The sequence below is a fragment of the Maribellus maritimus genome (assembly GCF_022267315.1).
In the GTDB taxonomy this organism is placed as follows: domain Bacteria; phylum Bacteroidota; class Bacteroidia; order Bacteroidales; family Prolixibacteraceae; genus Draconibacterium; species Draconibacterium maritimum.
Genome location: NZ_JAIKLE010000031.1, coordinates 27780 through 40290 on the forward strand (window position 1 = coordinate 27780; position 12511 = coordinate 40290).

Genomic DNA, 12511 nt, shown 5'->3' on the forward strand with positions numbered 1-12511 from the left:
TTTCCTTTAATGAACAGCGGATGCTCTTTTCGTTTACTGAATTAGAAAAATCAATTTCACAAAAAAAGAGCAGGGGTTTTTGCAGGCTGAAACGTTTATAAAAATGAACAAAGAAACCACATGAAGGACTATTTTAGAAGATATTTGGAAGGCCGGTGTTCTGAAGATGAATTCCTAACGTTTATCAATCTTTTTTTAAAAGCAGATAACCAAAAGGAGTTGGCAAAGAATATGAAGGAGGACTGGAAAAGGAATCGTACCACTAAAAAAATGCCTGACTTGTTACCGACGCTCCATAAAATTCATTTCGAAATAAATAAACAAGATAAACCTGAACCAGGAATTAGAAATTTTACCAGATACTTAACACGGATTGCTGCCATACTTTTTATCCCGCTTGCTATCGCTTTCTTTTTTGCAGTTCAGAAAAATCTCACTTCTGAAATCGAAACCCACACCGTTTCAACTCCACTGGCTTCTAAAACAAACTTTAAGTTACCCGATGGTTCAATGGTTTACCTTAATGCCGGTTCTTCGTTAAGCTTTCCTGAAAAATTTACGAAAAAAAAACGACTGGTAAAATTAACCGGAGAAGCTTACTTTGATGTCAAAAAAAGCAGCCATCCGTTCGAAGTAGAAACTTCAGCGTTAACGGTTAATGTTTTGGGAACAGCCTTTAATATAATGGCATACAAAGATGCACTTCCCGAAGTAACTCTTGAGAGAGGAAAAGTAATTGTGAGCACAAAATCAAACCAGCAAAAAACGCTGCAGCCGGGCGAGCAGGCTGTCATTAACACAACTACCAACACAATTTCTGTAAATAGCGTAGAGACTGAATTATTTACTTCCTGGAAAGACAATCGCCTTATTTTCAAAAACGAGATGCTTGGAAATGTGGCTCAAAAGCTTGAGCGCTGGTATAATATTTCTATTGATATTGAAGATGAAAGGCTTGAACAAAAAAGAATAAATGCATCTATTGAATACGAATCGATTAGCGAAATTATGGAATTGCTGGAGATTACTTTACCGTTAAAATTTGAATACAAAAAAAGCGAACGAAAACTGCTTATTAAAAGCAGTCAACCATAAAACTAAAAGAGTATGCCTATGAAATAAAACGTACCTATTTATCTGCTACATTTCAACCAAATGAAAGTGAGGAAGCCGCGAACCTCCTCACTTCAGAAAAATAATTAATCCAAATTATTAATCTTACAAATCAAAATTATGAAAAAAAAGAGATTGGAGAAGATCCCTATTGGGAATTTCTTCCTAAAACTTTTAACAATTATGAAACTAAGCCTTTTTATCGTTTGCCTAGCTGCGTTTTCAGTTGTAGCCTCTGAAAGCTATTCCCAATCGACAAAACTTTCACTCGAAATGAGAAACGTTAGTATAAACAGCGTTCTAAAAGAAATTGAAGACAAGAGTGAATTCCGTTTTTTTTATTCCGAAGATGTTGATACAAAAAAAACAGTATCAGTATATTTTAAGAACTCGAACATCGCTGACATTTTAGACGAAATTTTTGAAGGGACATCTATCGTTTTTAAGATTGTTGGGCGCCAGATTGCTTTATATAATAATACAGAAGATAAAATGTCGTTCCCATGGATGCAGCAACAATCTGTTTCGGTTAGCGGTCGGGTCACCGACTCAGATGGACAGCCTTTACCTGGTGTAACAGTAATAGAAAACGGTACCACCAATGGTACCGTTACCAATATCGACGGAGAGTATAACCTTGACAAAATTTCCAGCGGGACGGTCCTGCAATTTTCTTTTGTTGGAATGAAAACTCAGGAAATACCGTTTTCAGGGCAATCCGAAATCAATGTTGTTTTGGAAAATGATGCTATTGGCATTGAGGAAGTGGTTGCCGTTGGTTATGGAACGATGAAAAGAGGGGCTGTTACCGGAGCCGTTTCCGCGATAGAAGGAAAAGAACTGACAATCGCACCGTCAACCAATACAACTGCAATGATGGCAGGACGTCTGCCGGGGTTAATTGTGCAACAAAAATCGGGTCAACCGGGTAACGATATAGCAAGTTATTCCATTCGGGGGTTTGGAAGCGCATTGATTATTGTAGATGGAGTAGAACGTAATTTTACACAACTTGATCCGAACGAAATAGAATCTGTAACAGTTTTAAAAGATGCTTCTGCCTCCATATATGGTTCAAGGGCTGGAAATGGCGTTGTATTGGTTACAACAAAAAGAGGAAAATCAGGAGCTCCAAATATTTCATTCAATTCAAGTTTTTCGGTATCACAACCCACGGCATTTCCCGATTACGTAAATGCTTATCAGTTTGCATCAATGCTTACCCAGGCCGAAGGAGGTGTTGGCTCAGGTTCAACATTTAGCCAGGAAGATATCGATAAATATAAAGAAGGTACAGAGCCTGGATATGTGAGTACGAACTGGAAAAAACAGGTAATGCGGGAATGGGCTCCCCAACAACTCCATAATTTAAATATCAATGGAGGAAATGAAGTAACCAAATACTATTTTAATCTTGGATATTTAAACCAGGGGTCAATGTGGCACTCAGGCGATGGTATTTACCAACGTTTTAACATTTCTTCCAATGTCGATGTAAATATATCAAAAAGATTGTCAGCACAGTTCGATATTAGCTGGCGCAGGGAAGACAGGGACGACCCTCACGACCTTAGTACAATTTTTAACGACCTCTATTTTGCCAATCCTACAGTTGATATATCAAATTGGCCTTCTCCGGAGCTTATCCCGGTAGCTGCTCCTACCCGGGCAACTGAAGACCAGCCTGTAGCTACGTCAACACAAAGTATGTCGGGATATATAAAAGACCAGAGAGACTACTTCAACGGTTCTATATTTCTTAAGTATGAACTACCTGTAAGTGGATTATCAATTGACTCAAAAGTAGATTTGTGGTCATATAACCGTTACCGGAATGAATTCCAAAAAACATTTGAAGTATGGGAATACGATTATGAGAATCAAGTCCATTCAAGTGCCGGAACAATAGGCGAAAATTATGTTGGAAAAACATCTTACAGAAGCCAAAAAGTTACCGCCCAATTGGCACTCCGTTACGAAAAAAATTTTAATAGCCATAGCATAAAAGGACTTCTTCTAAATGAAATGATTTATGATAAGTCGGACAATTTTTGGGCTTCCCGCTCTAATCTGATTTCATCTTCACTACCATATTTGTACGCCGGCAGCACAGATACACAACTTAACAGTGACGCAGTATACGAAGATGGCAGGCATAGCCTCGTAGGACGTCTCAATTATTCTTTCAGTAATAAATACCTGGCAGAAGTGTCATTCCGCTATGATGGTTCACCCCGTTTTGCCGAAAATAAACGGTGGGGATTTTTTCCCGGTGTTTCACTAGGATGGAGAATTTCTGAAGAATCCTTTATGCAAGACGGCTTTTTTAATAATCTAAAGTTACGGGCATCGGCCGGAAGAACCGGACGAGATGCTATATCAGACTATGATTATCTCACAGGCTACGAACTAGTTACAGAAACAAACAACATATATCTCTTTGGTGACGAAACCTATACTCGTCTTCAAAGTATCGGATTGGCAAATGAAAACATTACATGGGAAAAAATAGACCTTTATAATTTGGGTCTCGATGCCTCTGTTTTGGATGGAAAATTTGGAAGTGAATTGGATGTATTTTACAGAAAACGCAGTGGCATATTGGCAACCAGAGAATCGACTGTTGCCAACACTTTTGGAGCAACCTTGCCAGCTGAAAACATCAATAGTCAGGACAACAGAGGATTTGAAATCACTTTATATCACAAAAGACGAGTGGGTGATTTTAGCTACAATATAACAGCCAATTACTCGTGGAGCAGAGCAAAATGGCTTCATTATGAAGAAAGGGAAACTTTTGAAGATGCCGATGATGAACGTATACATAAAGTAAGTGGAAAATGGACCAACCGTACTTTAGGATACCTTACCGATGGCTTCTTTAACTCTCAGGAAGAAATTGATAACGAAACTGTTGACCAGGATCAGGGAGGAAACGTTTCGATTGAGCCTGGTGATATTCGTTATGTTGACTATAATGGAGATGGTATAATTACTGAACGCGATAAAGTTGTCTTGGGAAAAGGAACAACTCCCGAATCAATGTTTGGAATTAACATGTCTGCTTCTTATAAAGGATTTGACTTTAGTATGCTGTGGCAGGGAGCTTCAGGCTTCGTATCTCGTTTTAATAATGATAATAATATTGGTGGCCTTCGAGCAAATGCCGGAGTACCGTTAACTTATCAGTGGGAATATCAGTGGAATCCTGATCATCCGGAAGATGCACAATTGCCTGCACCGAATGTAGCCGGTGTTAAAGCCCATAATATGTATTTGAATGATATGTATGTAAAAGATGCCACATATATGAGGCTAAAGAATGTAACCATTGGTTATAATCTGCCAATGTCATTTTTGAATAGTACAGGAATAGAAAAAGTGCGTTTCTTTATATCAGGGCTTAACCTACTTACTTTTTACGATTTTGGTATTTTTAAAGATTATGATCCGGAAATTACCTCTTCAAATGCTCAGGAAACCTATCCGATACAAAGAGTGTTTTCTGCAGGTGTTAATGTTACATTATAGTGATATCATAAATTGAAAATCATGAAAAAAATAATTTATATAATATTTCTAATTAACTTTCTAATAGCAGGATGTGAAGATCCGCTGGACAAAGAACCTTTAAACCTGATTTCAGAAGACGGTGTTTGGAAAGACAAAACCTTAATTGATTTGTACTTCGCGGATTTATATAGTCGATGTGAATTTTTTCTTGCACCAAGAGTTGCAAATTTTGGTATGTCAGAAGCAGTTAACAGTGGTTTTTGTCGCACATGGGGCCCCTGGCCACAAGGATACCAGCATACATCGAGAGTTTTAACTGCTGACCAGTCGTCAACTTATGCGGTTTTTCATTGCTGGGATTATGAATTGGTAAGAGACATTAACGATGCTATTGAAAAGCTTGAAGATGAAAGTTCGCTATTGGAAGATGAGGACTTTAAAAAAACTCGTTTAGGAGAAGCTTACTTCTTACGCGCGTGGATCTATTTTAAAATGGTAAAGACTTACGGAGGCGTTCCACTTATAAAAAGGGTGCAATCGCTTGATGAGCCCGATGAAGATTTATTCGTCCCTCGTAGTTCGGAGGAAGAGTGTTATGATTCAATCGCTGAAGATTGCGATACTTCCAGAGAACTTCTGGAAGGAAGAAACCTTACAGAATACGGCAGAGCAACAGAATGGGCAGCCTTAGCATTAAAAAGCCGGGCCATGCTTTATGCGGCTAGTATTGGTGAATTTGGAGAGCTACAGACTACCGGTTCAGGAGAATATGCAACCACCCTGGGAATAACAGATGCCAACAAATACTGGCAACTTTCCCTGGAAGCTTCCAAAGAAATAATTGAAGATGGTCCTTATCGTTTGTACGAAGAAAATTCAGATTTATCAGACAATTTTGAACAACTTTTCCAGGCTGAAGGAGAAGACAACCCAGAAGTGATTTTTGCAGAACGTTTTGACGGACTTGGCAGCAGGGGGCACGACTGGGATCTTTGGCTGCAGCCTGATGAATTTCGTAATGGTTACGGTTCATTTTTAAAATGCTTTACCAATGCTCTTGGTAAGTTTGATTTTAAAGATGGTCGTTCAGGTGTTTTAAATTCGGAAGATTTCGTACAAGGAGATCCTAATAACCTATATTCTTTAGACGACTTTTGGTATAACAGGGACCCGCGTGCACAAGCGACTTTCTATTTTGCTGAAACACCATGGAAAGGCTCAACAGTCTACACTCATGTAGGAACTTACAAAATAGACAAAAATGGAGTTAGACAATATATTACCACTGGAGAAGTTACAGATGGAACTCGCACTGTACCTGCACTGGGAGCAAGCCGTGATTTAAGCCGCTCTGCCCTTCACGTGAAAAAGCGTATAAGCGAAGATCTTGATTTAACACAAAAAGAAGCTGGATTAGGCTATTCTGATTTTATTGTGTTCCGTTTGGCTGAAATCTATTTGAATTATGCGGAAGCTTACTTTTACATCAATGGTTCAGGCGGTGATGGATTAAAATATTTAAATATGGTAAGAGAAAGGGCCGGCATGCCGGCAAGATCGGAATTAACTCAGGATAACATCCGTCAGGAAAGAGATGTTGAATTGATGTTTGAAGGTCATCGTTATTGGGATCTGCGTCGCTGGAGAACTGCCGTGGATGAACTTAACGGGAAAAAATTTGCAGGTATAGAAATGCGATACGATTTTGATGAAGACAAATATGAAATATATTTTATCAATAACGGAGCCAACGAAGGGGACAATGCCGATCGCATTTTTTTGTTAAACAATTATTATTATCCGATTCAAACGGATATTCTTAATGAAAACTATGCACTTGTGCAAAATCCGGGATATTAAGAAATTTTTAGGGCTGAGATTCTTCTCAGCCCTTTTCCTAATTTTTAAACACTTAATTATTGAAATTTATGTATAAAAATAGGCCTGCTATCTATTTGCTTGTTTCCATAATCATTTTTGGAATTGCTACAACAGGAACAGCCCAAAAACAACAACCTAATGTGGTTATTATATTTGCCGATGATGTAGGTTATGGCGATATTGGATGTTACGGAGCAATAAAAATCAAAACCCCTAACATTGACCGATTGGCTAAGGAAGGTAGAATGTTTACCGATGCACATTCTGCTTCAGCAGTGTGCACTCCTTCGAGATACGCATTGCTTACCGGAAGCTATCCTTTTAGAGCAGATGGTGGTAATGGAGTTTGGGGACCACTTCGCCGTAACAACAAATTAATAATTGATACAAACAATTTTACCATTGCTAAACTGATGAAAAATCAAGGTTACACAACTGCCTGTATTGGGAAGTGGCATCTTGGTTTTGGAGAAGAAAGCCCGACAGACTGGAATAAACCACTGATCCCCGGACCGTTACAACTGGGCTTTGATTACTATTTTGGAATTCCATTTGTATCAAGCGGCCCCCCATATGTTTATGTTGAAAATGACAGAGTAGTTGGTCTGGAAGCTAATGACCCGTTAATATTGAATGGTAAGCCTATTTCTCCAACTCCTCAGTATTCCGATAAATCTCCTAACACTTTTTCCGGAGGAAGAAAAGCTCACAGTTTATATGAAGATGAAAAAATCGGGATGACTTTAGCCGGTAAAGCAGTGAATTGGATTAAACAAAATAAGGAGAATCCATTCTTTCTATATCTGGCTACAACAAACATACACCATCCCTTTACCCCAAATAAAAAATTTCAGGAAACCAGTGAATGTGGTCGATATGGAGATTTTGTGCATGAACTCGACTGGATTGTTGGCCAGGTAATAACGGAACTTGAGAAATTGAATATCCTGGATAATACCTTGCTTATTTTTACAAGTGACAATGGAGGAATGCTAAATGTTGGTGGGCAGGAAGCATGGAGGGCAGGACATCGGCTAAATGGGAACCTGCTTGGCTTTAAATTTGATGCATGGGAAGGCGGACACAGAATACCTTTTATAGCACGTTGGCCTAAACATATTGCACAGGGAACAAAATCCGGGCAGCTCTTATGCCATGTTGATTTGTTTGCAACGTTGGCTGCCATAACTGGATACGAGTTAGCGGAAGGGGTAGCTCCCGATAGTTACAATATGCTGCCAGCACTAACCGGAAATCCAAAAAATATGCTCCGGGATCATGTTGTCCTGGCTCCTTTTCATCCGGAAAACCTGGCAATCAGAGCCGGTGACTGGATATATATTGGTGCCCGGGGTGGAGGTGGGTGGAATGGAGGCAACCCTGGAGATCATATCCTGGGAGGACCGGCAGCACTCCAGTTTGCTGATGAAGAAAACAGTGATATAGCTTATGGCGCTTTTAAGGATGATGCCGCTGATGCCCAGTTGTATAATCTTAAGAAAGACATTTCTCAGAAAAAGAATTTAATTGAAAAGAAACCTCAGGTTGCTCAAAAAATGAAGAAAAGATTGGAAATCATAAAAAATACAGAACAAACCCGATAAAAAAACAAAATTAATTAATGCAAACAAAGAAACAATTTTTCAGATGGTCAATAGGTCTTCTCAGTCTTCTGATTCTCTTTTCAGGATTTAAATTTTATACAGGTTCTTCTTCAAAAGGGAATAAAAAGAAAATTCCTTTCCCTCAGTTAAAGGACTATAAACTTACAAACATTACCGGAATTGGTTATGAAGAAGGTTGTTATCGCAGGGATAATAGTAATGTGATCAAAGTAAAGGATTACTACTATGTTTATTACAACAAAGGCCCATTTTGGAAGAAATTTCTTGAAGAATGGCAAGGTTCTGTATGGGCGGCAAGATCCCGGAATGGTATCCACTGGGAAGAAATTGGGGAAATGGTCGCGAAAGGCCAAACTGGCGAATGGGATCATTGGGCTATTTACTGCCCTAATATACTGGAAGGTAATGACGGGAAATATTATTTGTATTTTACAGGGCAACCAGAGAGCCAGGCGGCTCAGGGGCCAATTTATATAGGAGTGGCTATTTCCGAAAATCCTGAAGGCCCATTTGAAAAATATGAAGGAAATCCAATATTCTCACCAAGTTCTGAGCCTGGTGATTTTGATGGTCACCGTGTGGATGATGCATCTGTTATTTTTAGGAATGGAAGATACTGGATGTATTATAAGGGAAGGCCTTATGCAGAGGGAAAAGTTGATTCAAAAACAATAGCCTATACAAAAATCGGAATAGCTTTTTCAAAAACACCTTCAGGTCCCTGGACTCGTTACAAGAAAAATCCTGTAATTAATGAAGGTCATGAAATAATGGTCTGGCCCCACGCGAAAGGGGTTGGAATTGTATCCTGTCATTACGAAAAAACATCAAAAGGGAATGGAATGGAGCAGGGAGTTTACTGGTCATCTGATGGAAAAAAATTTAATAAATATGATCATCCGGAAGGGATGAAGTTAAGGAATCCGGGTTGTTATTATTCAATCAGTACAGAAGGGGTAACCTGGGGAATAAGTTTTGAGAATGGAAAACAAGGAGGAGGAGATTGTTACCTGTTGAGATGGGAAGCAGATTTTTCTGCTTTACAATAACCTTTTCCCTCAATCAAAAATATTTTGAATTGGCCAATTTAAATTACTACTTAAGGTGAATATTATTGTGTCGCATATTAATAACTAATCAATATAAAAGGACATGAACCTAAACCAACTTAAGTTATGTATTGTCATAGTACTCAGCTTTATCATGTTAATGAGCAAAGCCCAAAAGCCCAATATTATTTGTATTTTGACTGATGATTTGGGTTATGGAGATTTATCTTGTCAAGGAGGGGAAGATATCTTAACTCCAAACATTGATAATATCGCTAATCAAGGTATTCTATTTAAACAGTTTTACGCCAATTGCCCGGTATGTTCTCCCAGCAGGGCATCATTACTTACCGGGAAATATCCTGATTTGGTTGGAGTGCCCGGAGTTGTCAGGCAAAATGAAGATAATTGTTGGGGATACCTGTCTGAAGACGCTGTATTATTACCTGAGTTACTTAGGAAAGAAGGTTACCATACAGGAATTATTGGTAAGTGGCACTTGGGGTACGAGGCTCCCAATACTCCCAATGCAAGGGGATTTGATTATTTTAAAGGCTTTTTGGGAGATATGATGGATGATTACTGGACACATTTGAGAGGGGGAGTTAACTGGATGAGGTATAACGATTCTGTGATTACTCCCAAAGGTCATGCAACCGATATTTTTACAAATTGGGCTATAGAATATCTAAGCTTAAGGAAAGAAGATGAAAAGCCGTTCTTTCTTTGTCTTGCTTATAATGCCCCACATTTTCCTATTCAACCACCAGAAGAATATCTAAAGAAGGTACAGTCCAGAGAAAAAGGGATTTCAATTGAAAGAGCGAAAAATGTAGCTTTAATAGAACATCTTGATTTTTCTGTCGGACGGTTGATGAGTTACCTGGAATCATCAGGATTAATTGAAAATACATTAGTGTTTTTCACCTCTGATAATGGTGGTTCTCTGGCTTATTCACAAAGTAATGGAAAATTAAGAGGAGGCAAGCAACAAATGTTTGAAGGAGGTATAAAAGTTCCTGCTATGGCAATGTGGAAAAACAAAATTAAGCCAGGTACAGTGGCTTCAAATGTTTCAATACTGATGGATCTGTTTCCTACTTTTTATGAAGTTGCCGTGGGAGAAGTTCCCGGAGAAATTGATGGTGTCAGCATTTTAGGCGATTTATTAGGAACCTTACCTAAAAAGGAAAATCGTTATTTGTTCTGGGTAAGACGAGAAGGAGGAATATACGGAGGTCAGGCCTATTATGGAGCTCGTTACGGTAATTACAAAATTCTGCAAAATTCTGCATACGAACCTTTCCAGTTTTATGATATAAAAAGCGATGAATGTGAACAACATGAATTACAAGATACCAATGACAAGCATTATAAAATGTTAAGGAAAGCACTGCAAAGACATATAAGTTTATCGGGGCAAGTACCATGGCAGAAGAAAAGACCCCGCCAATAAATTAACTAAAATGGTAAAAGAACTGGACGGATTGCTTTCTGAGTTATTAAAAAAAACAATGCAAAATGCCAATAGTGCTGAAAATAAATAATAAATACTATCTGTTTTTATCAGCGAGACCTTGGCTATATGTTGGGCTAGATGATTTTGTTAGCGATACACCATATTTATGGAAAGTAGATAATCAAGTGTCAAAGTTTTTCCCATGGCATGCTTCAGAGATAGTTAAGGATCTACACGGTAAGTCGGATATTACATTCGCGGCAGTTTCAAAATCACCAAATTTTAAACTAGCACCACTATACCGGGGTAACAATTCGGAATAGCTTTTATATTATGAATTTTAAATTGAACAATATGCTACACTGTAGGAAAGTATTATTAGCGACGATTTTATTAATCGTATCCTTTACATTATTACAAGTCGTTGTTTTTGCCCAGTCAGAAAGTCATATAGCTGAATGGGAAAAGATGCACAAAAGCAAAAAGCTAAGTTTGGAAGAATTTAACGATTCCAAATTTGGAATGTTCATTCACTGGGGACTTTACTCCAAGCCAGCAGGCATATGGAAAGGTAAAAAAATAGGGGGCCTTGGCGAATGGATAATGTACCATGCCCAAATTAACAGGGATGAATACCGAGCCATTGCTAAGGATTTTAATCCCGAACAATTTAATGCTGAAGAGTGGGTAAAACTGGCAAAACAGGCAGGAATGAAATATATAGTAGCCATGCCCAAACATCATGACGGTTTTTCCATGTACGGCTCAAAAGTAACTGATTACAATATTGTTGAAGCCACACCTTTTAGACGTGATCCCATGGAAGAATTGTATAAGGCTTGTAAAAAATATGGGATCAATTTTTCTATTTATTATTCCCATGCAACCGATTGGATGGATGGTGGCGATGCCGGTGTTGCAGATTATCTGGCTACTCACCCCTCTGAAAAGGAGAAATCCAAATCCGATAAATGGGTTGAATGGCCTTCTAACAAATGGGACCCTGCTCCGGTAAGTTTTACTGAATACCTTGAAAAGAAGGCGAAACCGCAAATGCAGGAGTTACTCCATAAATTTCCGGGAATGCAGGAAATATGGTACGATGTTCCCAAACGAATGACAGGAGAACAAAGTTTTGATTTTTACAAAATGGTTTATGACATACAGCCTAATTGTCTTGTAAATAGTCGTGTTGGGAATGGCTTGGGCGATTTCTGGATACCTGGTGATAACATAATTCCTAAAAGTGGTGAGGGTGAAAATGTTTACTGGGAAACACCGGGAACACTGAATAATACCTGGGGTATAAAAAATTACGATACCGATTGGAAATCGGTAGATGAACTATTGTATTGGCTCACCGAAATCACCAGCAAAGGAGGAAACTATCTGTTAAATGTTGGGCCAACTTCCGAAGGATTATTCCCTGAAGAAAGTATAAAACAGCTTAAGGCAATAGGCGATTGGATGTCAATAAATGGAGAATCTGTTTACGGAACCTGCAAATGGCGAGTTAACCATGAAGGCCCCTACAGCGCAGAGATAAAAGGGACATCCAACAGGGAAAAAGAAGGATTTAACGCTGGTTTTACTTCCGAAGATTTCTGGTTTTCAAAGAAAGACAACATCGTTTATGCAACGTCTTTGAAATGGCCGGAAGCAAAAAATATCCTGATTAAAGCATTTGCCAGCTCGGAAGAAAAAATAGTTAAAGTGAGGTTACTCGGAAGCAAAAGTAAACTTAAATGGGAGCAGGATTCTGAAGGATTAAAAGTAAGCTTACCTGAGCAACGACCTCATGTCAGGGGATATGTTTTAAAGATTATTATTCAAAAATGATATACGGGCCATATCTCATTAACAAATAAAAA

At 38.6% G+C, this 12511-nt stretch carries 7 protein-coding genes; all 7 read left to right on the plus strand.

The features are described 5' to 3' along the window. Positions 1-120 precede the first annotated feature (120 nt). The 7 genes from K5G00_RS21920 (at position 121) to K5G00_RS21950 (ending at position 12479) form a co-directional block, all read left to right on the plus strand. The gene (locus K5G00_RS21920) at positions 121-1095 is read left to right on the plus strand and encodes a FecR family protein (protein WP_238768520.1); all 975 of its coding nucleotides are present in this window, start codon (positions 121-123) and stop codon (positions 1093-1095) included. Between the two features lie 138 nt (positions 1096-1233). Next, a complete protein-coding gene (locus tag K5G00_RS21925; protein WP_238768522.1) occupies positions 1234-4644 on the plus strand; it encodes a TonB-dependent receptor in 3411 nt (1136 codons plus the stop codon). A gap of 21 nt (positions 4645-4665) precedes the next feature. Further along, positions 4666-6486, plus strand: a complete 1821-nt coding sequence (locus tag K5G00_RS21930) for a RagB/SusD family nutrient uptake outer membrane protein (protein ID WP_238768524.1) — start codon at positions 4666-4668, stop codon at positions 6484-6486. Between the two features lie 68 nt (positions 6487-6554). After that, the gene (locus K5G00_RS21935) at positions 6555-8111 is read left to right on the plus strand and encodes a sulfatase family protein (protein ID WP_238768526.1); all 1557 of its coding nucleotides are present in this window, start codon (positions 6555-6557) and stop codon (positions 8109-8111) included. Positions 8112-8128: 17 nt separating this feature from the next. Beyond that, positions 8129-9181, plus strand: coding sequence for a family 43 glycosylhydrolase (locus K5G00_RS21940; protein WP_238768528.1), 1053 nt, complete (start codon positions 8129-8131; stop codon positions 9179-9181). Positions 9182-9284: 103 nt separating this feature from the next. Further along, positions 9285-10637 (plus strand): sulfatase family protein, encoded by a 1353-nt coding sequence (locus K5G00_RS21945; protein ID WP_238768530.1) that lies wholly within the window; start codon positions 9285-9287, stop codon positions 10635-10637. Positions 10638-10994: 357 nt separating this feature from the next. Next, complete coding sequence (locus K5G00_RS21950) at positions 10995-12479, plus strand: alpha-L-fucosidase (RefSeq protein WP_238768532.1); 1485 nt, start codon at positions 10995-10997, stop codon at positions 12477-12479. Positions 12480-12511: the final 32 nt, after the last annotated feature.